24 protein-coding genes and 2 riboswitches are annotated in these 25,617 nt (G+C 34.2%); of the genes, 12 read left to right on the top strand and 12 right to left on the bottom strand.

The annotated features are described in order from the left end of the window. Nucleotides 1–41 precede the first annotated feature (41 nt). Together ACONDI_RS09465 and lpdA are read left to right on the top strand one after the other, a co-directional pair. Nucleotides 42–905, top strand: a complete 864-nt coding sequence (locus ACONDI_RS09465) for a lipoate--protein ligase family protein (protein WP_241078297.1) — start codon at nucleotides 42–44, stop codon at nucleotides 903–905. Beyond that, a complete protein-coding gene (lpdA, locus tag ACONDI_RS09460; protein WP_241078296.1) occupies nucleotides 892–2,331 on the top strand; it encodes a dihydrolipoyl dehydrogenase in 1,440 nt (479 codons plus the stop codon). The genes ACONDI_RS09465 and lpdA overlap by 14 nt, the downstream gene beginning before the upstream one ends. Nucleotides 2,332–2,444: 113 nt before the next feature. Here the strand turns inward: lpdA and ACONDI_RS09455 are convergent, their stop codons facing one another. The 5 genes from ACONDI_RS09455 to gcvPA form a co-directional block, all read right to left on the bottom strand. Continuing rightward, nucleotides 2,445–3,416 carry a LipS2 family lipoyl synthase gene (locus ACONDI_RS09455; protein WP_241078295.1) on the bottom strand — a complete coding sequence of 324 codons (972 nt, stop codon included), beginning with the start codon at nucleotides 3,414–3,416 and terminating at the stop codon, nucleotides 2,445–2,447. Continuing rightward, nucleotides 3,413–4,303 carry a LipS1 family lipoyl synthase gene (locus ACONDI_RS09450; RefSeq protein ID WP_241078294.1) on the bottom strand — a complete coding sequence of 297 codons (891 nt, stop codon included), beginning with the start codon at nucleotides 4,301–4,303 and terminating at the stop codon, nucleotides 3,413–3,415. Before ACONDI_RS09450 ends, ACONDI_RS09455 begins: the two co-directional genes overlap by 4 nt. Nucleotides 4,304–4,371: 68 nt before the next feature. After that, on the bottom strand, nucleotides 4,372–5,505 hold the full coding sequence (locus tag ACONDI_RS09445) for an ATP-NAD kinase family protein (protein ID WP_241078293.1): 1,134 nt from the start codon (nucleotides 5,503–5,505) through the stop codon (nucleotides 4,372–4,374). Between the two features lie 26 nt (nucleotides 5,506–5,531). Next, nucleotides 5,532–7,112, bottom strand: a complete 1,581-nt coding sequence (gene gcvPB / locus ACONDI_RS09440; protein ID WP_241078292.1) for an aminomethyl-transferring glycine dehydrogenase subunit GcvPB — start codon at nucleotides 7,110–7,112, stop codon at nucleotides 5,532–5,534. 30 nt (nucleotides 7,113–7,142) lie between these two features. After that, nucleotides 7,143–8,546 carry an aminomethyl-transferring glycine dehydrogenase subunit GcvPA gene (gene gcvPA, locus ACONDI_RS09435; protein ID WP_241078291.1) on the bottom strand — a complete coding sequence of 468 codons (1,404 nt, stop codon included), beginning with the start codon at nucleotides 8,544–8,546 and terminating at the stop codon, nucleotides 7,143–7,145. Between the two features lie 137 nt (nucleotides 8,547–8,683). Between gcvPA and ACONDI_RS09430 the strand changes: the two genes are divergently transcribed. Next, nucleotides 8,684–9,670 (top strand): transposase, encoded by a 987-nt coding sequence (locus ACONDI_RS09430; protein WP_241078290.1) that lies wholly within the window; start codon nucleotides 8,684–8,686, stop codon nucleotides 9,668–9,670. 218 nt (nucleotides 9,671–9,888) lie between these two features. Here the strand turns inward: ACONDI_RS09430 and ACONDI_RS09425 are convergent, their stop codons facing one another. The 3 genes from ACONDI_RS09425 to ACONDI_RS09415 form a co-directional block, all read right to left on the bottom strand. Then, on the bottom strand, nucleotides 9,889–11,385 hold the full coding sequence (locus tag ACONDI_RS09425; protein ID WP_241078289.1) for a tripartite tricarboxylate transporter permease: 1,497 nt from the start codon (nucleotides 11,383–11,385) through the stop codon (nucleotides 9,889–9,891). 58 nt (nucleotides 11,386–11,443) lie between these two features. Next, the gene (locus ACONDI_RS09420; protein ID WP_241078288.1) at nucleotides 11,444–11,890 is read right to left on the bottom strand and encodes a tripartite tricarboxylate transporter TctB family protein; all 447 of its coding nucleotides are present in this window, start codon (nucleotides 11,888–11,890) and stop codon (nucleotides 11,444–11,446) included. A 134-nt stretch (nucleotides 11,891–12,024) separates the two neighbouring features. Continuing rightward, entirely contained in the window at nucleotides 12,025–13,059 is a 1,035-nt protein-coding gene (locus ACONDI_RS09415) for a tripartite tricarboxylate transporter substrate binding protein (RefSeq protein WP_241078287.1), read from the bottom strand. 247 nt (nucleotides 13,060–13,306) lie between these two features. On the opposite strand from ACONDI_RS09415, the gene ACONDI_RS09410 reads away from it, so the two are divergent. Both ACONDI_RS09410 and ACONDI_RS09405 read left to right on the top strand, forming a co-directional pair. Beyond that, nucleotides 13,307–14,293, top strand: coding sequence for a transposase (locus ACONDI_RS09410; protein ID WP_241078286.1), 987 nt, complete (start codon nucleotides 13,307–13,309; stop codon nucleotides 14,291–14,293). 269 nt (nucleotides 14,294–14,562) lie between these two features. Then, a riboswitch (glycine riboswitch) is annotated at nucleotides 14,563–14,624 on the bottom strand. A gap of 3 nt (nucleotides 14,625–14,627) precedes the next feature. Then, a riboswitch (glycine riboswitch) is annotated at nucleotides 14,628–14,741 on the bottom strand. Nucleotides 14,742–14,974: 233 nt separating this feature from the next. After that, nucleotides 14,975–15,247 carry a hypothetical protein gene (locus ACONDI_RS09405; protein ID WP_241078285.1) on the top strand — a complete coding sequence of 91 codons (273 nt, stop codon included), beginning with the start codon at nucleotides 14,975–14,977 and terminating at the stop codon, nucleotides 15,245–15,247. 447 nt (nucleotides 15,248–15,694) lie between these two features. Here the strand turns inward: ACONDI_RS09405 and hemB are convergent, their stop codons facing one another. The 3 genes from hemB to ACONDI_RS09395 form a co-directional block, all read right to left on the bottom strand. Next, nucleotides 15,695–16,678, bottom strand: a complete 984-nt coding sequence (gene hemB, locus ACONDI_RS09400) for a porphobilinogen synthase (RefSeq protein ID WP_241078284.1) — start codon at nucleotides 16,676–16,678, stop codon at nucleotides 15,695–15,697. 483 nt (nucleotides 16,679–17,161) lie between these two features. Beyond that, the gene (locus ACONDI_RS15830; protein WP_420848199.1) at nucleotides 17,162–17,467 is read right to left on the bottom strand and encodes a transposase; all 306 of its coding nucleotides are present in this window, start codon (nucleotides 17,465–17,467) and stop codon (nucleotides 17,162–17,164) included. A 237-nt stretch (nucleotides 17,468–17,704) separates the two neighbouring features. Continuing rightward, a complete protein-coding gene (locus ACONDI_RS09395) occupies nucleotides 17,705–18,268 on the bottom strand; it encodes an ATP-binding protein (protein WP_241078283.1) in 564 nt (187 codons plus the stop codon). 304 nt (nucleotides 18,269–18,572) lie between these two features. Here ACONDI_RS09395 and ACONDI_RS09390 point away from each other — a divergent pair, with 304 nt between their 5' ends. The 5 genes from ACONDI_RS09390 (at nucleotide 18,573) to ACONDI_RS09370 (ending at nucleotide 23,246) form a co-directional block, all read left to right on the top strand. Continuing rightward, nucleotides 18,573–19,295 (top strand): hypothetical protein, encoded by a 723-nt coding sequence (locus ACONDI_RS09390; RefSeq protein ID WP_241078282.1) that lies wholly within the window; start codon nucleotides 18,573–18,575, stop codon nucleotides 19,293–19,295. Nucleotides 19,296–19,377: 82 nt separating this feature from the next. Continuing rightward, nucleotides 19,378–20,580: a M24 family metallopeptidase gene (locus tag ACONDI_RS09385; RefSeq protein WP_241078281.1), complete on the top strand. Its 1,203-nt coding sequence runs from the start codon at nucleotides 19,378–19,380 to the stop codon at nucleotides 20,578–20,580. 4 nt (nucleotides 20,581–20,584) lie between these two features. After that, nucleotides 20,585–21,211 (top strand): HAD-IA family hydrolase, encoded by a 627-nt coding sequence (locus ACONDI_RS09380; RefSeq protein WP_241078280.1) that lies wholly within the window; start codon nucleotides 20,585–20,587, stop codon nucleotides 21,209–21,211. 14 nt (nucleotides 21,212–21,225) lie between these two features. Further along, the gene (locus ACONDI_RS09375; RefSeq protein ID WP_241078279.1) at nucleotides 21,226–22,362 is read left to right on the top strand and encodes an AbrB family transcriptional regulator; all 1,137 of its coding nucleotides are present in this window, start codon (nucleotides 21,226–21,228) and stop codon (nucleotides 22,360–22,362) included. 170 nt (nucleotides 22,363–22,532) lie between these two features. Beyond that, nucleotides 22,533–23,246: an SGNH/GDSL hydrolase family protein gene (locus ACONDI_RS09370; protein ID WP_241078278.1), complete on the top strand. Its 714-nt coding sequence runs from the start codon at nucleotides 22,533–22,535 to the stop codon at nucleotides 23,244–23,246. Between the two features lie 149 nt (nucleotides 23,247–23,395). Here the strand turns inward: ACONDI_RS09370 and ACONDI_RS09365 are convergent, their stop codons facing one another. Beyond that, complete coding sequence (locus ACONDI_RS09365) at nucleotides 23,396–23,596, bottom strand: ferritin family protein (protein ID WP_241078277.1); 201 nt, start codon at nucleotides 23,594–23,596, stop codon at nucleotides 23,396–23,398. Between the two features lie 239 nt (nucleotides 23,597–23,835). Between ACONDI_RS09365 and ACONDI_RS09360 the strand changes: the two genes are divergently transcribed. Both ACONDI_RS09360 and ACONDI_RS09355 read left to right on the top strand, forming a co-directional pair. After that, nucleotides 23,836–24,606: an alpha/beta hydrolase gene (locus tag ACONDI_RS09360; RefSeq protein WP_241078276.1), complete on the top strand. Its 771-nt coding sequence runs from the start codon at nucleotides 23,836–23,838 to the stop codon at nucleotides 24,604–24,606. A 51-nt stretch (nucleotides 24,607–24,657) separates the two neighbouring features. Beyond that, nucleotides 24,658–25,557 (top strand): protease complex subunit PrcB family protein, encoded by a 900-nt coding sequence (locus ACONDI_RS09355; RefSeq protein ID WP_241078275.1) that lies wholly within the window; start codon nucleotides 24,658–24,660, stop codon nucleotides 25,555–25,557. The last annotated feature ends 60 nt before the right edge of the window (nucleotides 25,558–25,617 follow it).

Raw genomic sequence — 25,617 nt, 5'->3', positions numbered from 1 at the left:
TATGTAGGTGGTGCATACTTGTTTGTAAAGGAGATGTAAACATGGGAAAGGAAAAATGGCGGCTTTTGTTAGATGGGCCTTTAAGAGGTAGTGAAAATATGGCTAGAGATGAAGCCCTTTTAAAATCGTACTACTTTGGTAAAAAACAGCCTGTATTTAGGATATATGATTGGAAACCTGACTGCATCTCTCTTGGTTATTTTCAAAAAGCCACTTCAGAAATAAATTTAGATGGGGCAAATAAATTAAATGTAGATATTGTTCGCCGCCCTACTGGTGGACGTGGTGTTCTTCATGCTAATGAGATTACTTATTGTCTTGTAATGGAGGAAAAATTTTTTGGAATCTCAAAAAGCGTAATAGAATCTTACAAATTTTTGATTCAAGGAATTAAAAAAGGATTAGAAGCTTTGGGTCTTAACCCTGAAATAAAAACCATATCTAAAAAAGAAGAGAAGAAACAGGGAAAGTTAAATTTTTCATCAGCATGTTTTGATTCTTCTTCCTGGTATGAACTTCTACTAGATAATAGAAAGGTAGTAGGTAGTGCGCAAACCAGAAGAAAAGGGGTAATATTACAGCACGGTTCTATCAAACTACACTATAAGCCGGAATTAGATGTAGAAGTTTTTAATTTTAAACCAAGCTTGTCTAAAACCAAAATTATAAACACATTAAATAAAAGGGCAATAGGAATTATGGATATAAATCCTTCTCTAAATAAATCCGAGTGTAAAAAAGCTATTATAAAAGGATTTGAAGAGGCTTTTAATATTGAATTTATAGAAGATGAGTATACCGAATTAGAAAAAGAATGGAGTATGAGACTACAGCAATCAAAGTATTGTTCTAAGGAATGGAATTTAAATAAAAGAAAGGGGGATGTCAACATTGAAAAAATATGATTTGGTAGTTATAGGTGGTGGACCAGCAGGTTACAGTGGTGCAATTAGAGGAGCACAACTTGGCGGTTCTGTTCTTTTGATAGAGGACAGATCCCTAGGTGGGACTTGCCTGAACCGAGGCTGTATCCCCACAAAAGCGTTTTATCAAGGGTCAAAGATGCTTTATGACCTAAAGAAAAGTTCAGAATATGGGGTGTTTGCTAAAAGTATCGAATTAGAAAAAGATATAGATATTGATATAAGTCAACTACTTAAATTTAAAAACGAAACCGTTGATAACCTTGTATCTGGGATTAACTCTCTTATAAAAAGTAATGAAATTGATTATATAAATGGCATGGCAGAAATAGGTAAGGACAATCTAATCACTGTAAATAATGAAGAAATTGTTGCAAAAAATATAATATTGGCAAATGGTTCTAATCCAAATAAAAGTATAGTTGGTGATGAAATTTCAAATTTTTGCTGGACAGCGGATGAAGTAGTATCTGGAGATAAATTTTGGCAGAGCTCTAACAAACGTGTGGTTATCATCGGTGGTGGTGTAATAGGGGTTGAAATGGCTACTGTATTTGCTATGTTGGGAAAAGAAGTTGAATTGATAGAACTTGAATCAAAACCTTTGCCTCCTTTTGATGAAGAAATAAAAAAACGAATTGGCACCTACCTTAAAAGATTAGGTATAAAAGTACATACAAATAGTAAAGTTACTGAAGTTTTTGAAACAGATGAAAATAGTAATTATAAATACGGACTAAAGGTAAATAAAAAGAAAAAAGACATTGAAATTATGGCGGACGATATAATTTTGTCAGTTGGTAGAGAACCGAATTTAAATGGAATCGACCCTAAGTTATTAGGCCTTAAAATGGAAAGAAATTATATAGTAACTAACGATAAAATGCAAACAAATTTAGATAATGTTTATGCTGCAGGTGATATAGTTTCAAAGGGATCTCAGCTTGCCCATGCAGCTATGCATCAGGGCATTGTAGCTGCGGAGAATGCTATGAATTATAGAGATAGTTATTTTGATAGCAAGGCAATACCTGCTTGCGTTTTTTCACATCCACAAGTAGGAACTGTTGGTTTAACAGAAGATGAGTGTAAAAGACAAGGGATACCATATAAAGTTGGTAAATTTCCTTTTAAAGCAAACTCTAAAGCTATGATAATGAAAGAAGAAGGGTTTGCAAAAATAATCTCCCATCAAGAAACAAATGAAGTATTAGGTATTCATATATTAGGTCCAAATGCTTCTGACCTTATTCAGGAAGGCACCATTGCGGTAAAATATAAATTAAAAGATTTTCAGCTTGCCGAAACAATCTATTCTCATCCTACACTTAGTGAAACTGTTTGGGAGGCTTTTTTAGACTTAAATGATAGACCGCTTCATCAAGCTTCTTTAAAGTTAAAGAAGTAAGAGAAAAGAATTTATAAAAGTAAAGATATAAAAACATATTTTGGAGTGGTAAATAGCACCATTCCAAAATATGTTTTTAATTAGAAGTTGAGGTAAAAACGAGTAGTCAATAATTAATTCGTTTTTAAATTATTTAATAACATCTTGATAGCTTCGCTTTTTTCAACTTTACTAAGATTCCTAGGATAGTTAAAAGGAGTGTCATGGGGCTTTTCATTATAAAATGGACGATTGCAATTAGAACATCCCATAGTTATAAATGCTTGACCAGAACTCAAAACATCTATTAGCTTATTACTAGAGATATCGATTCCAACCAGCTTTCCTTTATCATCAAATAACAACTTATCAAATTTTATTAACTTATTTTTTAAGAGGTAAGTGACTGCTTGTATCTTTCTGTACCTTTCTAAAGTGGGAGGGCTTTTATGAGATAACCTTGTGCCCTGAAGAGGTGTAAAGGCAAATAGAGCTATGTTTACATTTGAATTTACTAAATCCTTTGCAATTGAAAGAAGTTCATAATCTGATTCTCCTAAGCCAACTATTAAATGAGTACTAATCTTTCCAGGATATTTCCTAGCGGCTGATTTGATAAAATTAAGTCTTTTTGAAAATAAACCACTTTTATACTCAGGATATTTTTCTGGACTACATACATCCAAAGAAACTCCTATTTTATCTACGCCAAGATTTAATAGTTCTTCTATTTTTTTAAGATTGTTTACCGTTGAGGATAAAGAAACAGGCAGATTGGAATTTTTTTTGACTAATTTTATCAATTCTGTGATATCAATATATTCTGAATTATTATCTGTGGATTTAACTTCCTGTATACATAACCTCTTTAATCCTTTTTCTTCTCCTTTTTTTAGGCCTTTAATCAAACTTTCTATATCATACTTTGGCCAAGTAACCCTACTTAATTTACCATTTCCTTCATAAGAGTCTTTACTTTGAGCACAATAAGCACAGTTATTTGCACAACCTTCTCCTAGCATTAAGTAGCCAGTAGTAGGTGTTTCATCTATCTTAATCTTTTTAAGTCCCATCATATAAGCTGTTCCTGCAGATATCCTAATCATAGTGCACAACACTCCTTATCCCACTCTACTTCTAATCCTTTATTGACGGCAAGCTTTCTTACAGCAGGTGTTGGCAATACTATTTTATTAACTCCAGAATTCAAAGCTATTTTGTCAACTCTTTCTCTATAAATACCGCCTGGCCGCATGCAACCAAGAAAAATTGGTGTTTTTTTAAAATTAATCCTAGCTAAAGAAAGTACTTTTCCAACGTAAGTTAGGCTAGGAGGCTGAAAATCCGAAAAGCTAGTTCCCCTGGTGGGGGTGAAGATTATAAATGTTAAAGCATCTACTCTTAACTTTTTTAGAATTTCTAAACTTTTTAGTTCTGAAAATTTTTGGCTGCCAGGTAGGCCAATATTTACATGTGGTACTATCACATTGGCATATTTGCTAAGAAGTTTATAAGAATTTATAAAGTCATTAGCCGATTTATCTAATCCGTAAATATTTCTGATAATGTTATCATCTACGATAAAATCAAAAGAAGAAACATCTACTAAAGAAGCCTTTTTTGCTTCTTCTTCTGAAACAAGGCCGGTATGAAGATTAATTCTTTTGTTTTTATTTGACAATTCCTTTAACAAAGCTTCATTTTCACTAAAAGGTAAAGCACCATCTTTGTCACTTCCACCACTTATTAGGCAACTTGAATAATTATCTAGGTTAATTTTTTTTACATCATTTTCATTACAGGCTGGAGTCATATTTTTTAAATAATGTCCTTCGCAATGAGGGCAATTTAACTGACAACTTTCACCTGTCAAACTTATCGGTAATGTATTTTTAGGCCTAACAAATTTAATTTGGCGTGGAAAATTATTAGATCTAATTTTCCACGCCTGTCTCAACAATGCTTTAAGAGGCATATTCACGGAGAGTGCCATTGTTAATCTTCCTTTCTATTTACGTTAAAAAACTAGGAACTTAATTATCATAAGATTGTAAACAGGTTTTAAAAATCTGCTTTTGCTTTATAAATAGTTTCTTGTTTATAACCTGTAATAAGCCTATAGTAACCTGATAACTTCTTATTAACATCTTTGTTACCAGTATCAATTAAGAGGGTTTGCCTATGAAGTGAAGCAAGTTTGTTATTGGTTGCTATAACATTTATATTTTTCTTGCCCACCTTTTCTAAAACTCTCCAACTTATTTGTTGGTTGCCTCGGCCAAAAATATAACCTTGTCCTCCGATGATAGTAACAATAACACTAGCTGGTTCAACTGATACTATATCCAATAGCTTCATTTCGTCCGCATCTTTTGAAACAAGTTTTTTGTTTTTTATTACATCAATACCTAGGGGATGATAGCCTAGATCTAGTTTTTCCATTATTTTTTTTGTTGTAGTACCCGGTCCAATAATATAGTTTTTATCTTTTTCCATAGTGTCGATTACATAAGTAGCAATTTGATTGGTAAGGGATGCATCAGTATCTGAGGAACCTGATTTTAGATCCTGTACTAATGCACCTGCATCTGGAATTTGTACATATCCATACAATTTAACAGATACATTTCCTTCTCTAACTTGGTTTTCGTCAAGATCAACAATTTCAGCAGGCTTAAAGCTACTTATTTCATCTTTAATAAATTTGGCTGCAAGTGTCCCTGCATTAATAGGGTTGATTGCAAATACAGCTGAATACATCTTTACACCAGCTGGTATCCCAATAATAGGGATTTTGTCTGCGATAACATCCAAGATGTCCCTTGCAGTTCCATCTCCTCCAGTAAATAAGATTAAATCTACTGGTATATTCATCATTTCTTTAGCTGCTTTTTTTGTATCTTTAGAAGTAGTGTTAAAATCTTCAACTATCTCTCTGCCAGGATCTAAAACAAATGGTTTTAAACCCAGGTCATTAGCTTCTTTTTCTCCCATTTTGCCGGGAAAAGTGTAGACCTTAATTTGATCTTTTAGATTTATTAATTGATTTAAAGCTTCAGCAGCTTTTTTTGGTGCTTCAGGCTCTGCCCCTAGTGAAATAGCCTTTCTTAGAATTTCTTTTCCATCTGTTCCTTTAAGTCCTACTTTTCCACCCATCCCGGAAAAAGGATTGACAATTAAGCCTATTTTTTTCATAAATGACGCCCCTATGATTGTTTTTGTTAATTTCTATTTTCTTTGCTTTTTGTTTTTTTTAAATATGCTCTCCAGGTTAGTGCCCATATATCTTTTTGAGCAAGGCTTAAACTTTTTGTATCCTTTATTCCTGCAGTCTTATAAGGAGATTCTTTTACTTTTTCTGGGTTTTCTAAAGCTTCATTATTAATTTCTTTCAAAACTTCGATATACTCATCTAAATCATCTTTTGAATATGTTTCACAAGGCTCAAGGGTCATTGGTTCGGGAATTAAAAACGGATGATGACTCTGGAAATAGTGCTGAATGCCATAATCGGCTACTCTTCTTTGAATATCAGAAGAACCTACACCTGTTTTTTCTTTTAATTTAGCCCAAGTATATCTAACTTGTTCCAATCTCCTTGCTTCATTTTCTTCGTGAGATATTGCTAAATCAGGAACTTCTTTTCTTATTTTATGGTAGAAGTAATTATTGTTTAGAATGGATATATCAGCAGTTTCCTTTAATCCATCAGGTCCCATTGTCATTATCCATGAATAAGCTCTTAAAACTGCGCTCATATTCCCAAAGAAGTCTTTTATTTTTCCAACGGAATTAGGTAAATCTTCTACAAAATAATATTTATCAGAGTCTTCATCGTATTCAATCACAGGAACAGGTAAAAATTTAGCAAGTTCTTCACTACAAGCTAGAGCTGCTCCTCCAGGGCCAGAACCACCATGTGGAGAGCTAAAAGTTTTATGAAGGTTAAAATGACTGAAGTCAAAGCCTGCTTCTTTCGCCCGAGTTATTCCTAAAAAGCCGTTAGCATTAGCTTGATCATAATAGCACAGTCCTCCAACGTCATGGACCATCTTAACAATTTTATCAATATCAGGATTAAAAAGACCTGTATCTTCTGGGTTTGTAATAAAAATAGCTGCAGTTCTATCAGAAACAGCTTCTTTAATAGCCTCGAAATCTGGTAAACCTTGATCATCTGGATATATATTTATTACCTTATATTCAGCAGTTGCCGGTGCTGCCGCATTTGCAGGATGAGAAAGCATGGTAGTTATGATTTCATCTCTTTTATCTGCTTCTCCATTTGCTTGGTGATAAGCTTGTACCATCTTAGCTGCCATAAAAATAGCCTGGTTACCACCAACTGGCTGAAAACTTACTTTATCAAGACCTGATATCGCTTTGATCATTTCACCAAGCTTATAATATATCTCTAATACTCCTTGCATTGTTTCTTCTGGCTGGTCTGGATGAATAAAGGCAAATTTAGGGTTGCTTACAAAACCTTCATGTATTTTTGGGTTATATTTCATTGTACAAGTTCCTTGACTTATATCATTAGACAGATTGGATCCTAGGGTTTCCTGGGATAAGTGCAGATAATGCTGAAGCACATGTTTTTGAGAGACTTCAGGCAAATTTGTATATTCAGTTCTTTGTAACTTATTTGGCAATTCTGATAAAACATCGCCAACTTCATTTTTAATTTCTTCTTCAACATTTGGGACATCTATTCCTTTGACTCCAGGATTTGACATCTCATAAATTATTGGTTCGTCCCATCTGGCCTGATGAAAGTTTTTTCTTACCTTTGAAGCCAATTTTATCCCTCCTATTTTATATCTTTGAATCTATTTATAAATAATCTTGTTTAGTTCAGAGTATAATTCATCTATTTCCTTTTTAGTGTGTACTTCTGTGACACAAATCAAAGAACTTTCACCTAATTCTGGATAGTCTTTTTTCAAGCTTTTTCCACCGATGATCTGGTTATCTAAGAGCTCTTTATTAATTTCATCCACTTTTTTCCCCGTTCCATCAAAATTTAGAACAAACTCTTTAAAACTTACATTATCAAATTGAACTTTTACTCCATTTAATTTGTTAAGTAGATTTTTCGCATATTTTACTCTTTCCATAATTCCCTGACTAATTTCTTTAAGACCTTTAGGTCCAATTACAGCAAGGTAAACTCCTGCAATGATTGAATGTAATACTGCTTGAGTCCCGACATAATCTCTACCTTCTTCACGCTTAGCATATGAAGTTTTCTCAAAGGCTACATTCCCAAAGTTTATCATACCACGTTCATTTTCTGTCCAAATTCCATATAACATCATGGGTATTTCGCTGACATATTTTTCTTCTTCTCTTGTAGCTATTACTCCAGCCATCCCACCACCTGCCTGCATAGGGATGCCAAGAGGCTGCAACTCACAACATACTATATCTGCTCCATAAGACGAGGGAGGAGCGATAGTACCGAGTGAGAGCGGATCAACACTTACAATTAATTCTCCTCCATATTCATGAATGATTTCTGAAATTTCCTCGACTTGTGTTTCTATAAAACCTAAATAAGACGGATTTTCTATTACTACGGCTGCTGTATTTTCAGATACGGTTTCTTTTAGTTGATTTAAATTTATTAATCCTGTAGAAAAATCAAAGTCTACTTCTTTAACTGAAATCTTAGGCTCACAGTAATTTTTGATTATAGATAATTTTGAGGGCCTTATACTTTTTGGGACAACAATTTCCGTTCTTTTATTTATTCGATTTGCCATTCTGCAAGCAAAAGCAACTGCATTAGAACTATCATATGTTGGAAGAGAGACTACATCCATTTCCAACATATCGCCAAGCATACTTTGAGTTTCAAAAAGTGCTTGGAATTTGCCCTTATCTAGATAAGCTTCTCTATTATAAGTAGTTAAAAACTCATCCCTCGACATGATTGTTTCGCAAACAGAGGGGACATAATGATTCCAGGTTCCTCCACCCAAAAAGCTGATAAAGTCTTGGGAGGAAATATTTTTTGATATTATTCCTTCCACATGTTTTTTTAGCTCAAACTCAGAGTCACATGCTTGAGGGATATCTAGTTTTTCATTATATCTTAATCTTTCAGGAATAGATTCATATAACTCTTCTATGTCGTTTATGCCTAAGTATTCCATTAATTGACTTTTTAGATGAGGTGCTGAATTTGGGATATATGGGTAAACTTTTTTAGACTGATAATTTGTATTCAAAGAAAATCCCTCCTATTTAATTAATTATAAGCTTATTGCAAAACCCAAAAACCCTGTTGTAAAAGGATTTTTAGGATATCTTCAACAGGAATCCCTCCACTTTTTGTAGAATTTTTAGTGCAAAAGGAGGTGATCCTGTGAAAGGCCAAATGTCTTTCTTTGATTTTTCAGATGAGTTTCAAAAAATGGATTCTCATTACCAACTTAAGAAACTCTCCGACTACATAGACTTTGCTGAAATTATCCCTAAACAAGTTAGAGATCGTCACTACAAGCAAACTGGACGCCCACCTTATTCCATTGAATCAATGTTAAGTGCTTTAGTAATTCAGAAAATCTATTCTATCCCTTCTACCGAACTTTTAATAAAGTTCCTTGAGCTTTCTAGACCTATGAAAGACTTTTGCGGCTTTACTGACTCTGTACCAGATGAAGCAACCTTTACAAGGTTTAAGCAAAAACTAGGCGAGGAAGATTTCAAGGAAATCTTACATCAGCTAGTTAAGCTAACTGAGCCTTATCTACAGGAAATTGACCCTTTTGATTCATCCCTTCTCGTCCTTGATACTACAGGTTTGGAAGTCCCAGTTAAAGAAAACAATCCTAAATACTTTTACTCTCTAAAAAGAGAGGTCGAGAAGGGAACTCCAAACAAGCCTGAACATGAAATTTATACTAGGGCACTTGCTAAAATGCCCAAATATGCTAAAGCAGAGCCAAAAGCCAAGCTTTCTTATACCAATGGTCATTTTGCTTATGCTTATACTGGTGCTGTATTAACTGATGGTTTTGGCATTGTTAAAGATATTGAACTATTTGAAGGGCAAAAGGATTCTACTACTCTTAAACCTATTATGAATAGTTTTAAGAGCTACCATGATCTTAGTAAATACAAATATTTTACTGCTGATGCTGGTTTCGATAGTACTGAAAATTACCGCTATCTAGTTAAAGATTGTCTTTTAAAGCCTGTTATCAGCCTAAATCCCAGAAGATTAAAAAACCTGGTTGAAGATTATAATGAAAATGGTATCCCTGTCTGCCCTAAAGATAATACACTTGCTTTTAAGTTCGATGGTTACTGTGATAAAAGAAAGCGTTTGCTTAAAATGTTGTGGCATTAGCTGCTTGTAGATCTAAAATTAATGATAAAATTCGTTCTGTTAGGTGGCTTGCTGCTTAGTTTAAATAAATCCCATATTGAGAGGTGAGTATCTGTAATTACTAAAAAATCCAAAGTTTTTAAAAAGCAATTCTTCCTGTACAGGGAAGTTTTTTTGTTTTTTAACTATTTAGTTTTGCAAGAACCTAATTTAATTAATTATTAGCCTTCACTTAGGAATTAGTTTTCACTCTTAGCAGCATGAAACCTTTTATATATTGTGTATGTCAATAATACAGCTAAAATCAAAATTCCAAGACTCAAGGGTCTTGTAAAAAAAATCATCGGATTCATATCGCTCATTGTTAGCGCTCTTCTAAAGTTTGGCTCTATAATCGGGCCTAAAATAAGACCCAAAACTATAGGGGGTATAGGAAATTCGAATTTTAAACAGAAAAATCCTAAAAGTCCTAATACTAAAACCATCTGTACATCAAAAAAAGAATTGTTTACACCATAACTACCTATGACACTAAGCACAGTAACAATTGGCAGTAGAATATGGGTTGGAGTTTTTAACACATATGGAAATAGTCTTGAGCCAATCAAACCAACTATAAGCATAAAAAGATTGGCAATTATCAAAATCCAAAGGAGTTGAGAAACTAGGCTATAATTTTCTTCGATCAAAGTAGGACCTGGATTTAATCCTTGTATCAATAATGCTCCCAATAATACAGCAGTGACTGTATCTCCTGGAACTCCTAGTGTTAACATAGGTATTAAAGCACCACCGGTTACAGAGTTGTTTGTCGTTTCTGAAGCTATGACTCCTTCGGGATGGCCTGTGCCAAACTTATCGGCTTCTTTCGAACTTCTTTTTGCCTCGTTATAACCCATCCAGGATGCAATAGTTGGACCAGTACCAGGAATTGCTCCAACAAAAGTACCAATAAAAATACTTTTAATTATTGTGAATTTAACTTTCAAAAATTCCTTTGCTTTTGGAAGTTTGGTTTTTGCCACTTCGACTATTTGACCTCTTTCTTGGTCCAAACTCTCGATCCGGTTAAATACTTCAGATATAGCAAAAAGCCCCACAAGTGCTGGCAACAAGTCAATTCCAGCTTGTAATGCTACAGAACCAAAAGTAAATCTAGGCATAGCATCTATAGGATCAAGCCCTATTGTTCCAAGAAACATACCAATACAAGCACCTGCGATTCCCTTTGTTAAAGTTTTGCCGGAAACACCAGCAATACAGGCCATCCCTAAAAGGCCTACTGCAAAATATTCAGGAGGGGCAAACATTAAAGCTATACTTCCTATGATTGGAGCTAATATAAGTAATAAAAACGCTGATACAGTTCCTCCAACCCAGGAAGATATAATTGAGTAGGCTAAAGCTTCTCCAGCCCTACCTTGTTTTGCCATGGGATGTCCATCAAATATAGTCGCTGCATTTCCTGGTGCTCCAGGTGCATTAATCAATATCGCAGGGATACTTCCAGCATAAAATCCTCCACAGTAGATACCCATCAAAAAGCTCATTGAATTTTCCACTGTCATACCAAATGTTATGGGTACAAAAACGGCAACTGCAGTAGTTGCTGTAAGGCCTGGTATAGCTCCAAATATAATTCCTAATACCACACCTACGAAAATCCACATTATGCTTTCCGGGTTAAGCACTGCAGCTAACGCACTAAGTATTTCTGATAGACTTAATGCTTCCATGTCTATCCCCCTTTCTTTCTTGTAGTAGCTTTACATTTTTTTATAAATCTTATATACTCTATGGCAGAACTATTCTAAAAATTTCTGTGAAAATGAAGTGAATACCAAAAGAACTAACTATAGGTACAGCTATTAAGACAACAGGCCTTCTCTCGCCTAGTACTAGTAAGCTTAAAAATAAAAATATTAAAGTTGAGTGTAAAAATCCTACATTGCTGACTAAAATAACATAAATAGCAAAAACAATAGTATAGGCGATAACAGTTGCCCACTTTACAGCGGGTAATTTTTTTATTTCATCATCCTCTTTTGTCTTTAGATCTTTGACCCTACCAATTATGATGATAAGACCACAAAGACCCATTACAGTAAATATAAAAGCAGGAAAAGAACCCGGTGATAATGCTGTTGCTGCTACATCTCCTAGCTGGCTTGTAAAATAATGACCTACTATGCTTGCAACGAGTAATATTATACCAGAAACAATATCCCTATCTTTTACCAATATCCAGAACCTCCTTTTTAATTTATAGCCATTATTTTGCATATTAAAAAACTGGAAAGTATAACAGGATTAAATTTAAGTTAATCCTGTTATACTTTATTAATTATTTCAAAATATCTAAACGTAAAACGCTTTTATAGATCGTCTTCTTCTAAACCAATTTCTTCAATAATTTCACGGTTCATCTCTGACTCATCTTCTATTCTTTGTCCAAATTCATCTGGTGGTAGATAAGAAGCAATTAGGTCTAATTCATCATAAGCTTCTTGAACAGCATCAGTTTCTAGTGCATCTTCTATAGATCCTGAAAGGATATCAATAACGTCATCAGGTGTACCTGCAGGAGCTAGTACTCCAAACCATACTCCTGAGTGTACGTCGTAACCTTCTTCTTCAAAGGTTGGAACATCATCCAAGAAGTCAACTCTTTCTTCACCCATTATAGCTAAAATTTCTACTTCTCCATCTTCATAATATGGTGCAACCTCAGTAATAGAAGTTACTGTTGCATCAATATGTCCACCCATCAATTCAGCAACAGCAGGGGATGAACCTTCATAAGTAATTTGGGTCATATCAAAATCATAATCAAGTTGGAAAGATTCAGCCGCTAAGTGCTGACTGTTTCCTGCACCAGGTGTTCCATAATTCAATTCTCCTGGATTATCCTGAGCATACTCGACAAAATCATCAAGGTCTTCAAAATCTGAATCAGCACTTACGGTTAAGGCGTTAGGCATGTCAGTCAACTGTGCTACTGGCTCAAAGGAATCTAATTCATAACCTGTTTCAGACATATGGGGTCTAATAGTAGCTGGCCCAGATGAAGCATTTAAAATTGTATATCCATCTGGTTGTTCAGTAGCAACTTCAGCTGTTCCAACACTACCGCCTCCACCTTCTCTGTTAACCACTGTTACTGGTTCACCTAAAATTTCAGACATTTCTTCAGCAATTGGTTCAGCACTTAAACTTGAAGCCCCACCTGGTGCATAAGGTACAATATATGTGATTTCGCTAGTTGGGAAATCAACTTCATCTTCAGCCTCTTCCACATCTTCTTCCACGTCATCTCCAGCAGGCTCTTCTCCTTCTCCGCATCCAAATGCGAGAATAGAAATAGCAAGTAAAAACACTACACCAAAAACAATTAACTTAGCAGGTTTCATTTTATTAAAACCTCCTTAATAATTTTAATTTTTACAAATTCCCACTATTTAAAACCATAAAAACCTACAATTAACTCTATTTAGAATTGTTCGAATATTGTGTTATTTTTCCGACCACCTCCTTTAAAATTTATACAGTAACTTATTGCAAAACCCAAAAACCCTGTTGTAAAAGGATTTTTAGGATATCTTCAACAGGAATCCCTCCACTTTTTGTAGAATTTTTAGTGCAAAAGGAGGTGATCCTGTGAAAGGCCAAATATCTTTCTTTGATTTTTCAGATGAGTTTCAAAAAATGGATTCTCATTACCAACTTAAGAAACTCTCCGACTACATAGACTTTGCTGAAATTATCCCTAAACAAGTCAGAGATCGTTACTACAAGCAAACTGGACGCCCGCCTTATTCCATTGAATCAATGTTAAGTGCTTTAGTAATTCAGAAAATCTATTCTATCCCTTCTACCGAACTTTTAATAAAGTTCCTTGAGCTTTCTAGACCTATGAAAGACTTTTGCGGCTTTACTGACTCTGTTCCAGATGCAGCAACTTTTACAAGGTTTAAGCAAAAACTAGGCGAGGAAGATTTCAAGGAAATCTTACATCAGCTAGTTAAGCTAACTGAGCCTTATCTACAGGAAATTGACCCTTTTGATTCATCCCTTCTCGTCCTTGATACTACAGGTTTGGAAGTCCCAGTTAAAGAAAACAATCCTAAATACTTTTACTCTCTAAAAAGAGAGGTCGAGAAGGGAACTCCAAACAAGCCTGAACATGAAATTTATACTAGGGCACTTGCTAAAATGCCCAAATATGCTAAAGCAGAGCCAAAAGCCAAGCTTTCTTATACCAATGGTCATTTTGCTTATGCTTATACTGGTGCTGTATTAACTGATGGTTTTGGCATTGTTAAAGATATTGAACTATTTGAAGGGCAAAAGGATTCTACTACTCTTAAACCTATTATGAATAGTTTTAAGAGCTACCATGATCTTAGTAAATACAAATATTTTACTGCTGATGCTGGTTTCGATAGTACTGAAAATTACCGCTATCTAGTTAAAGATTGTCTTTTAAAGCCTGTTATCAGCCTAAATCCCAGAAGATCAAAAAACCTGGTTGAAGATTATAATGAAAATGGTATCCCTGTCTGCCCTAAAGATAATACACTTACTTTTAAGTTCGATGGTTACTGCGACAAAAGAAAGCGTTTGCTTAAAATGTTGTGGCATTAGTTGCTTGTAGATCTAAAATTAATGATAAAATTCGTTCTGTTAGGTGGCTTGCTGCTTAGTTTAAATAAATCCCATATTGAGAGGTGAGTATCTGTAATTACTAAAAAATCCAAAGTTTTTAAAAAGCTATTCTTCCTGTACAGGGAAGTTTTTTTGTTTTTTAACTATTCAGTTTTGCAAGAACCTAAATTTATACAGTTCAAAAGATAGCTTTTACTTAAATGCCCTAATTAATATAAAAAGGACAGAAGAAGCCTGTAGCAGCTTCGCTCTGTCCTGGTATACCTGAGAGATTTACACCTTTGGTGTCCCAAAAGGGCTCTCTCCAGAGATGCGTCATCTAACGGTCCTTTTACCTGAGAGTTTCGTACTAGCTTAGCTGTAATTATACTAGTACTTGCTCCTTCGGTGCCCGCAAGATTCTGCGAGTCTCTCCCGCTAGAATCATCCGCTCATTTTTTTTTACATTCTACAACAATATATATTTTTTTGTCTAGGAAAATTTTTGTAAATTATCAAATTTGCAAAAATTTTTAATTAACTCAATTTTCGGTGCGACCAGAGAGAGGTCGTGTAATTAAGTGGGTGTGAACCAGCATGCTACACAATGATTGAATGCAACCTGGAAGGCTTATCGATAAAAGGGATGCAGAAAACCAATACTAGGAGCTAGATAAATGGATGGTAAAATTTGGCTTAGAAGTTACTAGGATAGAAGTAAAAATAATTGCCTATGGTCGATATGCAAAAGAAAACAACAAAAGAAGAAGCCAGAAGCCTGATACTTTTGATTTCCTTGATTTACTCATTATTGCAAAAGAGCAGAAAAGGAAGTTCAGGGTAAAAGCTTGGCTAAGAAATTTTGTCGGGGTTCCTTTGTACTCTTACAGCTACTTGGCACGGCCTATAAAGTTGCTGCAAATTTTCTATAGCGTCACAAAAGTATGTTCTTAAAACCCTTTGAGGTCCAAAAGCCTTAATAATTAAAACTCAAATTATATTTGTTTAAATATGGACCTCGAGGTATCCTTGCCACACATAGTGTTTTTCTCCTTTTTAATAGAGATTTGGGCAAGGTATACCCCAATAAATGGTTATAATTATAAAGGAGGTTTTTCTATACAGGTCTTTGTTTGAATCTTTTATGTAAAAATTGACAAATTATTTTTGTAGTGCTAGTGATATAAAATAATTATTAAAATTATAGAAAGAGCCAGCTAAACGACCTTTATTTAATCTTATTTCCCTTGTCCTTAATCTTATCATTTTTAAAGGCTTGTGTATTTTACTTATTCTTTGTGTTCCGTAATGTAATTTTGCGGCGTTAGAAAGAAATACCGGACAAATCAAAATGGAAAGCTTTTTTAAAGTCTTTTTATAAAATTCAATTTAGCTATATAGCTAGTAATAACCTTGTTCTATCCAGCTGGCAACATCAATTGCCGAATAAGTTATTATCATCTCAGCTCCAGCTCTTTTAATTCCCCGGAGTGTTTGTAAGGTTACCTCCTTTTCATCAATCCAACCTTTTTCTGCCGCAGCTTTTATCATGGCATACTCGCCGCTAACACTATAAGCAGCTATAGGGTGGCTGAACTTTTCTTTCACACTATAAATAATATCTAAATAATTCAAAGCAGGTTTTACCATCACTATGTCGGCACCTTCTCTTATATCTAATTCCACTTCCCTTACTGCTTCTCTTTTATTAGAAGGATCCATTTGATAACTTTGTCTATCTCCAAATGTTGGACTTGATTGTGCTGCTTCTCGAAAAGGTCCATAAAAAGCAGAAGAAAACTTAGCAGAATATGCCATGATAGGAGTATCGATATACCCTTTTTCATCTAATCCTTTTCTAATTTCACTTACATATCCATCCATCATATTTGAAGGTGCTACCATATCAGCACCCGCCTCTACATGAGAAAGAGAAATTTCGCATAGCTCTTCTAAGGTAGCATCATTTAGTACTTCCTCATTATCTACCAAACCACAATGACCGTGGTTAGTGTATTCGCATAAACATACATCGGTGATAATTATTAAACCAGGGTATTTATCCTTTATTGCTCTACAAGCTTTTTGTACTGCTTCATTTTTATCTTTTGCGGAACTTCCAATATCATCTTTATAATCGGGTATTCCAAATAAAATTATAGCTGGAATGCTCAATTTGTTAACATGTTCTAATACTTTTAATGCTTCATCAACAGAATATTGATATACTCCTGGCATAGAAGGCACTGGATTTTTAACCTTAGTACCATTAGTAACTATTATGGGAAAAATTAAATCACTAGGTTGTAAACATGTTTCTCTTAACATTCGTCTTAGCGTTTCGTTTTTCCTGAATCTGCGCATCCTGACCAAAGGAAATTCCATTTTTTGTCACTCCTCTATTGTGTCAAATTTTTAATCATTACTCCCCAATGATTTATCTGCAGAAAAAGAATCTGCAATAAAATGTCAAATCCAAGACTTAATTAGTGGTTTTCCAAGTTATATCAGGAATTTATTTGCTGCTTAAGGTGCGAAAGTTGAGTGAGTTATATATTTTTATTTATATTAATTTTTGTTATTTCCTTCATAAAAAGCAAAATTTCATTTTATTGTAATTTTATTTGAAATTTATTCACTATTTAAACTTGAATTTATGGCTTTTTATTCTAAAGTCTTCTTAGAATTGTTGCGTAACAAATAGTTTTTGTTATAAGCATTTTTCGAAATTCAATAGCACTGGCTTTGTAGGATCAGCAGCAAATTCATAGTTCTTGTACTGATCATAGCCGCCATCACCAGTTATGTAATCAACTTTTTCTAGTTTAGGCCCAATATCGCCATCGTAAACACTCGCAGGTGTAATTTCTAAAATCTGGGTAGTTCACTTTTAGCATCTACTGCCAAGTTTAGTTTGTAGCCAAACCAAGTGATCTTGTTCTTGAAACTATCTAATTTAGCATGCCAATTAGAGTTAGTACTAGATTGTTTTGACTTTGGATGCTTCTTAGTTTGGCCGCTAATACCAAAATCACAACAATATCTAAACCTAATATCTTGTTTTAACCTTGTACTCAATTCACTAAACTTATCTATTCCTTCTAATTGTGATGTTAAAAGCGCTTTAAAAATCGCTTCGCGATTGTATTCTGGTGTCCCTAGGGTGAAGGAAATCTTTCTTTTGCATATGTTGTAAGTCTAATGAGCTAAAAAGTAGGGTTAATCGATTTTTTAACTCCTCTTCTTGCAATTCTTCAAGGGGAAACAGGGTCGTTTGTAAAAAACAAGATGCTTCTCACTTTGTACTTTCGATAAATTTGAGGTGAGCTCCTTTTATACTGAGCTAAAATCTCCATTAGTTAGCATTTAGAATTATGAAAAAGGGTTAACTATCAAAGCCGGACTCTAAATTTACTTAAATACTTTTTTATCGAGATTATTAGAAAAAAACAAAATTGCTTTATTTCCTTTGTTATTAAAAAATATATCATCGCATAACATCCTAATTATAGTAAGTCCTAGGTTTCTACCGGATTCATTTACTGTTTCTAAACGTAAGTTTTTATTTATTTGTTTTGCCCAATTAAACCCATTTCCATTATCTTTTACTGTTAAAATAATATATTTTCTCGCAATTATTAACTTTACTATTATTGTTTGACTATGATCATTTTTATTTCCATGTTCTATTGCATTAATCATAAGCTCATGAAATGCTTGGATAACAATAGTTTTATTATCAAATTCTAAAATTATACTATTTAACTTTTCTTTAGCCTGTTCAAGTTCCATTAGGCTACTTTTAAACTTAAAAGTATAACTGCTTTTACAATTTTCCTCAACAAAGTGCTCTTTCCCGAATATTTCTTCATATATTTCAATAGGAATAAACTTAAAATTATCGTAGAATTTTTTTAACTTTACCCCATAAGGACATGTATAGCAATTTTGTTTAACAAAGGTTTTTTTATTCATTTATAATATCTCCTCTAAATTTCAATTAGTGATAGTGTACAGTGTTATTGTATAATAAGTTTTTCATTGTGTTTGTCGCAATTTGTCGTAAATTAAAAAATTGGATAAGGTAATAAGTGTCAGGTTTAATCCTGGCTTTTTTTTAACAATTTTTTCTTTAAGTTGTTGCATAACAAATAAAAAATTGTTATAATACTAAAAACATAACGCTATGTGAAGCAAATTATTAGAGTATATCAATATTATTTAAAAATATCCTTATTATGCATAGTTTTTGTAACTTTTTAGAAAGAAGGTTATAAATATGGGTGATTTAACTCTTTTGAGGGATATTGATTTACTAAAGAGAAAAGTTATATATCAGTGCTTAACTAATGATGATATCAAATATTTTGCAGAAATACTGAAGGATATTGTATGGTCAAATGTCTACATTTTTGATGGAAAGGGGAGTTTATTGGCACAAGCTTTGTCTCAAGAATTTGAGTGTAATTTTACTGATAAAATAAGTAAATTTTTGTTTGAAGAAACAAAAACAAAAGCAAATTTAGTGATATCTGGAATAAAAACCTCAATAATACCTATGTTGGGTGGAGATATCCGGGTTGGTACAATGCTTATCGCACGCTTAAATAAAAATTTTGGTATGAAAGATATAATTCTTGCCGAATTGGTAGCAGCAGTTACAGGTAATAAGCTAATGAAAGCAAAGGATAAGCAGCTAAAAAAAGAAATAAGACAGGATGAAAACGCAAGACAAGCCATTAAATCGCTTACCTATAATGAATTTGAAGTGGTAAAAAAGGTTTTGAACAATATACAAAATTCTCAAGGGAAAGTAAAAATATGTAGGATAGCTAGCGAAGTGGGGATAAGTCGTTCAAGAACTTCAGGTGCTTTGACAAAACTTGAGAGTGCAGGAGTGGTCGAGTCATGTTCTTTAGGTACAAACGGAACTTATGTAAAGTTAAAAAACCCTTGCATAATTAAATATATAAATGATAATTTTGGTTTGATTAGAAGTTAAATTAAATCACCTAACAAAGGTGATTTTTTTTAGGGCAAATTTGTATTAAAATAGTACTATATAATAGGGGAGGTGTTAACAAATGGAGATAGTTCCTAAAGAAGAACTTTTAGATAGAACCAGTAGGTTTCAAAAATTAATGAGAAAACAGGAAATTGACATAGCTATAATTGTTGGCAGTATCAATTTATATTATTTTACCGGAAGCTGTCAGAGCGGTCATTTAATAATCCCTGCCGAGGGAGAACCTTTGTATTTAGTGAAAAAAAGTTTTGAAAGAGCCAAAGAGGAATCAATGCTTGATAATATACAGAAGCAGGAGAGCTTTAAGAATATACCCGATATAATAAAAGAATTAGCTTCAGGCAAAGATTTGTCTAATAAAATAATAGGCATGGAATTAGATATTCTCCCGGCAGGTTTATACTTTCGCTATGAAAAACTATTTGATAAAAATAAAATGATTGATATTTCCAGGGAAATTAGTTTTGTAAGAGCTGTGAAAAGCTCTTATGAGGTAGGACTTATTTGCGAGGCAGGGGAAATGCATAATAAGGTTTTTGATAGGGCAAGTGAACTCATAAAGGAAGGAATAACAGAGATAGAACTATCAGCAGAGCTTGAGGCAGTTTTTAGAAAACAGGGTCATCAAGGTGTTGTTCCAATGCGTGGTTTTAATCAGCAGATATTTTTTGGGCATCTTATGTCAGGAGAGAATTTGACTACACCTAGTTTTGTAGATAGCCCAACAGGTGGGAGTGGTCTTTCTGCGGCATACCCACAAGGGGCCGGGTGGAAAACCATTAAAAGAAATGAGCCGGTGATGGTAGATCATGCTGCTGTGAATAAAGGTTATATAGCAGATCAGACACGTATATTTTGTCATGGTACTTTGCCAGAAAAATTAGAAAAAGCTTATGAAGTCACGAAATTAATCACACAGGAGGTACAAAAGACTGCAGAGTCTGGAGTGCACTGGAGTTTACTGTATGATCTTGCCTTTGAAATTGCAGAGGCAGAAGGATTTGGTGAATATTTTATGGGCTACAAAGATGAAAAAGCAGCTTTTGTGGGTCACGGTGTAGGACTTGAACTAGATGAACTGCCAGTACTTGCGAGTAGGTTTGATAAACCTTTGGAAGAAGGTATGGTATTTGCATTAGAGCCAAAAATGTTTTTTCCTGGTGAAGGGGTAGTAGGGGTTGAAAATACATTTCTTGTTAGAGAAGATGGACTTGTGCCTCTGACCAAATATCCCGATAATATTATATACCTGGAGGACTAATTATATGGTTAAACAGATTATTTTTGATTTTGACGGTACCCTTGTGGATTCAACTGAAGTATTAATGTCTGTGTTTAACGAGCTTGCTGACAAGTACAAATTTAACAAAATAACAAATGCTGATATAGAGACTTTAAGAAGAATGTCTAATCTTGAAAGATCACGATATGTGAATTTTCCGCTTTACAAAGTTCCTTTTATTGTTGCAGAGTTTAATTTGCTTTATAGTCAAAAGATTAAAAACGTAAATTTTTTTGAGGGGATAAAAGATGTGCTAGATGAATTAAATAGCCTTGGGTATAAAATAACTATTATATCTTCTAACTCAGAAAAAAATATCAGGGATTTTTTGAATAATAATAATGTCACTATTATTGACGAAGTGATATCTTCAAATAATTTGTTTGGTAAAGACAAAGTGATTAAAAAGTATTTAAAAAACCATTCGTTAAATAAGTCAGATGTTATTTATGTCGGAGACGAACAAAGGGATGTTGTAGCATGCAAAAGAACCGGCATTAAAGTAATATGGGTAGAGTGGGGATATGATTCAAAAGAAGTAGTGTTAGAAAAAGAACCTGATTATGTAGTAAGTACCCCGGAGCAGTTACTAAACTTTTTTAAAACGTAAGGATGAAGATGGATATGTGGTTTTTTGAAGAACTAGTTGATATTGGCTTATTGTATGCATTAGGGCTATTAGGTTGGTTTATAGGTGAAAAGCTTCGCTTACCTGCAGCCCCCGTTCTTGGGGGTATCGTTTTGATTGGTGGGATGAGGGTTTTTGGGATAGACCTGCCCTATCTTCCATCTTATATCATTATAGCTTTACAGGTGATTTTGGGGGTTATGGTAGGGGCGAAGCTAGACCGGGATGCACTTAGTAACCTAAAAAGCATAGCAGGTCCTGCAGCGATTATCTCAGGATGGGCTTTGACCATAGCTCTTTTGTTTGGATTTGTTATAACCCTTATAAGTCCTGTGGATTTGACTACTGGTATACTTGGCTCAAGTATTGGCGGACTTCCAGAGATGACTATACTTGCCCATGATACTGAGGCTGATTCGGTGACAGTTGTGCTCTTTCATGTTCTTAGGATGTTTTCGACAATAATTATTTTTCCTTTGATTTTTAAATTTTATAGTGTTAATAATAAAGTGAAAGAGCCTGATTCTTATTATGTTTCTAATGATAATGATAATAATGATAATAATAATGATGATAATGCCAGTAAAGAAACCACCAAAAATAAATTTAATGAAAAAGTAGGGAAAAATAAAATACTAGGGTTTCTCTGGATTATTCTAACTCTGGTCCTAGCAGGTGTTTTTGGGGGGCTGCTTATATACATAGGTGTTCCTGCAGGAGGATTAGTGGGTGGCTTGTTGTTTGTAGTTATCGCTTTATATTTTAGGATGCCGATAAAGCCTCCTCCTGATAAGGCTCTAAGTTGGTTTTTGGTTGGGATTGGGTTGATGGTAGCTAACCAGGTTGAACCTGAGACTTTGAAGTTGATTTTTTCTGGGGAGCTGATCTGGGCTCTTGTTTTCTCTTTGTTCTTTACTATGTTATCATCTTTTGCAGTGGCGTATGGTATTTTTAGGCTTACTGGTTGGGATTTTATTTTGTGTTTTCTTGCCAGCGCACCAGCAGGTTTTACTGTTATGACAGGCCTTGCTCTAAAGGAAGGATACGAACCTGTTAAGGTATCACTTTTGCATTTGTCCAGGCTTGTAACTCTTAAGCTTGCGATACCGATTTTGTTTATGCTGTTTTATTGATATTTTAAGTTTAGTTCTGGTGCGTCAGCAGTCGAAATTAGGCTTTCAAATCTATGAACTCATCCTGAGTTTGATTAGCTAATGACCTCCTGTTATTAACTTATTTTTCCTGCTTTCTCATCCACTAGAACCAAGTTTTAATTAAGAGATAGATAGGTGGTGTTTAATCCGTGAAAAAGCATATTCTCTTCATAGGCGATAGTATTACAGAAGGCAATACGGGTGAAAGTTATCTAAAAATAATTAAGGAAAAGCTAGGAGAAGAAGAATATGAAATATATAACCATGGTATGGGTGGAGATACTCTATTAGGGGTGAAAAACAGGTTAATAGATATAATATCTAGAGATGGTGATTTTGATATTATCGTAATAGAGGTTGGACATAATGATATAGTCCTTCCCTATCTAGAAAAGAATGATCCTACCTGGCAAAGAGGGGTACAGATGCTTAAAGAAGAAGGTATTGTACCTGCTTATGAGGCTTCAAAGTTTGAAGAAAACCTGGATAACACTTTTAGATTATTAAAAGATAATCACAGAGGGAAGGTTATTATGACCACATTAAGCTGTTTGGGTGAGGATCTTGAATCTGAGCTTAATCAGCAAAGAAAAAAATTTAATGAAATAATACATAGAAAAGCAAAAGAGTATGGGTTTTACATTGCCGATGTGGGAAGTGCCTTTGATGAGGAATTGATGGACAAACAGGATAGCGTTATTAAGAAAGAACTTGTTAATACCTTTTTGAACCCTCCATCGACCGGCCTTGTAGGTGATGGGGTAGGATCTTTTTACCTAACCCTGGACGGAGTGCATATCAATAGAAAAGGTGCAGAGATATATGCAGAGGAGATAATGAAAGAAATAAGGCATGCAGAATAATTAAATATGTAGATAAATTGGAATAGAAAGAAAAAATATGATGATATGAGATTGATACTAGTACAAAATAGATTGGGTATAATTTGGATGATGTCTGAAATACCCAATCTTTTTTCTATTACTTCTGGAGAAAATTTTAGTCACCGCTTTTAACTATTATTGTATAGCTTAGATAGAGACTCGTACCTTGATCTCAAGATTCTTTCGTGTTCTTCTTCATCTCTTCTCATCTGTTCAAACATTCCCTTAACCTTTGGGTCATCAGATTTATCGGCTAATTTTTGATAATGTACTTGTGCCTGCTGCTCGTCTTTGATAGCCTGCTTAATTCCTTCTAGGATTTCTTCCATTATAACTCCCTCCCCTTTGTTGTAATAGGGTGAACTTGGGAAGTCTTTCATAAATATTCTTTCTATATTATAAAAGATAACAGTAATAATTTCAATTGATAATAATCTGGGGTTTAATTTTGTCACAAATTTTGGTGGAAATAGTTAATAAACGAAAAGCAATTGTGATATAATTGCAATAATAAGTAAAATTTAGGTAGAACCAGATATCATTTTTTGTTAGGGGGTAAGGATTAATAATGGATTATTCAGTTATCGATAACTCTTCTCTATTATCTTATTTATTTTATCCTAGAGATTACTTTACATCACCACCGGAGAATGCTTTTGATATGATGACATCTGTTGAACAAGGGGTTGTTATTCATTCGCGTTTTTATCAAAGTGAGCGTAAGGGTGGCCCGTGGATATTGTATTTTCACGGTAACGGTGAAGTCGTATGTGATTATGATGATCTAGCACCTTATTATAATCGCGAGGGAATAAATGTGGTTGTGGCTGATTACAGAGGTTATGGAAGCAGTACTGGTAAGCCTAACTTTAATCATGTGGCTAACGATGCCCCTATTATCTTTGAAGCTGTGAAAGATAAAATCGAAGAAATAGATCCGGAGTACTCAGGTTTATGGGTTATGGGTAGATCTCTTGGTAGTATGCCTGCCCTGCTTCTTGCAAATAGGTATTCAGATCAGCTAAAGGGCTTGATTGTGGAAAGCGGTTTTGTCAGCATAGTAAAGCTAATAAATCATCTTAATCTACCTTCTCCCGGGGATCTCACCCAGTTAGAAAATGAAGCAAAAGAAAAAGTAAAGCAAATTACCCTTCCTACTCTTGTAATTCACGGTGAAAGGGACGTTCTTGTTCCATTAGATCAGGGAGAAGAGATATATGAACTTGTAAATTCAGAGGATAAAAGATTATTCACTATTCCAAGGGCAGGCCACAATGATATATTCTTTGTAGAAACTGACAACTACATAAAGGAAATAAAAAAGTTTTTAAACAAATAATCTAACAAAAATAATATTTTTAAAATGTCACTCAATTTAGGGTGACATTTTTTGATTAATGGCGTCTTTATAGATAGAAAGATAAATAAGAAAATAAAAGAAAAATCAAAGGAGGAGACAGAAGTGAAAAGATTTAGGACTATAATAGCCATTGCAGTAGTTGTACTTATGATTGCAACAGGAGTTGCGATCGGAAGAATTGGAAAAGGTGATGAGAACAGCGTTAAGGAACCAGCAGAGGTTAAAACTGAGGTTAAGTATGAAGTTATAGAAGAGAATGATGCATTACAAGATGATATTTTTGAAGCTATAATGGATCTTAAAGTAGAGAGAGGATATTTTGTTTTTGGCGAGCCTGCTTTTGAAGTAGAAAATGAGAAGAATTACTTGCTAATATCATCTGGTGAAAAAAGAACCGGTGGGTATGACATAGTTTTGGAGGAGATAGAAGAAAAAGAAGGAGTACTTAAAGTGACTGTAAAAGAAACTGAACCTGGTGATGACGAAATGACTATCCAAGCTCTAACTTATCCATATATAGTTCTTGCTTTGGATGAAGGCTACGATGAATACGCAGTTGTTAATAAAGCTGGAGAGGAGTTTAGGAATCTGGCGGAAGTTGAAATAGAAGACCCCAATATTGAAAGAGAAGAAGGGCTAAAGCAAATCCCAGATACTGATCCTACAATTGGTGAAGCCTTTGTTGAAGGGGAAGTTATAGCAGTTGACGTAGAAAATCGTCGACTAGAGCTAGAAATTCACCTTGACACCCATACTCCTGATGTTGGCCCCGAGTTTGAAATTTTGGAGGATGCCTTAATTAGACAGCTTGAGGATGACAAAGAAACAGAGATTAGTTTTGATGAACTTGAAGAGGGTATGATAGTAGGTATGATCTTGACTGAAGAAGGAGAAGTACGCGCAGTGATAAATCATGAATTTGAGTTTTAAATCGATTAAATAAAATTTATTAACCCCTTGCCAAAAGAGTATCAGGCAGGGGGATTTTTG

Origin of the sequence: Natranaerofaba carboxydovora, from assembly GCF_022539405.1 — a bacterium.
Classification (GTDB): domain Bacteria; phylum Bacillota; class Natranaerobiia; order Natranaerobiales; family Natranaerofabaceae; genus Natranaerofaba; species Natranaerofaba carboxydovora.
Note: the sequence above shows the minus strand (reverse complement) of the source record. Positions and strands in the feature narration are given on the sequence as shown.

Bases quoted from the DNA above. Each gene is read 5' to 3' on its own strand.
- ACONDI_RS09465 (WP_241078297.1), top strand. From the start codon at position 42: ATGGGAAAGGAAAAATGGCGGCTTTTGTTAGATGGGCCTTTAAGAGGT.
- ACONDI_RS09455 (WP_241078295.1), bottom strand. From the start codon at position 3,416: ATGATTAGGATATCTGCAGGAACAGCTTATATGATGGGACTTAAAAAG.
- ACONDI_RS09450 (WP_241078294.1), bottom strand. From the start codon at position 4,303: ATGGCACTCTCCGTGAATATGCCTCTTAAAGCATTGTTGAGACAGGCG.
- ACONDI_RS09445 (WP_241078293.1), bottom strand. From the start codon at position 5,505: ATGAAAAAAATAGGCTTAATTGTCAATCCTTTTTCCGGGATGGGTGGA.
- ACONDI_RS09425 (WP_241078289.1), bottom strand. From the start codon at position 11,385: ATGGAAGCATTAAGTCTATCAGAAATACTTAGTGCGTTAGCTGCAGTG.
- ACONDI_RS09415 (WP_241078287.1), bottom strand. From the start codon at position 13,059: ATGAAACCTGCTAAGTTAATTGTTTTTGGTGTAGTGTTTTTACTTGCT.
- ACONDI_RS09405 (WP_241078285.1), top strand. From the start codon at position 14,975: ATGGTAAAATTTGGCTTAGAAGTTACTAGGATAGAAGTAAAAATAATT.
- hemB (WP_241078284.1), bottom strand. From the start codon at position 16,678: ATGGAATTTCCTTTGGTCAGGATGCGCAGATTCAGGAAAAACGAAACG.
- ACONDI_RS09395 (WP_241078283.1), bottom strand. From the start codon at position 18,268: ATGAATAAAAAAACCTTTGTTAAACAAAATTGCTATACATGTCCTTAT.
- ACONDI_RS09390 (WP_241078282.1), top strand. From the start codon at position 18,573: ATGGGTGATTTAACTCTTTTGAGGGATATTGATTTACTAAAGAGAAAA.
- ACONDI_RS09385 (WP_241078281.1), top strand. From the start codon at position 19,378: ATGGAGATAGTTCCTAAAGAAGAACTTTTAGATAGAACCAGTAGGTTT.
- ACONDI_RS09380 (WP_241078280.1), top strand. From the start codon at position 20,585: ATGGTTAAACAGATTATTTTTGATTTTGACGGTACCCTTGTGGATTCA.
- ACONDI_RS09375 (WP_241078279.1), top strand. From the start codon at position 21,226: ATGTGGTTTTTTGAAGAACTAGTTGATATTGGCTTATTGTATGCATTA.
- ACONDI_RS09365 (WP_241078277.1), bottom strand. From the start codon at position 23,596: ATGGAAGAAATCCTAGAAGGAATTAAGCAGGCTATCAAAGACGAGCAG.
- ACONDI_RS09360 (WP_241078276.1), top strand. From the start codon at position 23,836: ATGGATTATTCAGTTATCGATAACTCTTCTCTATTATCTTATTTATTT.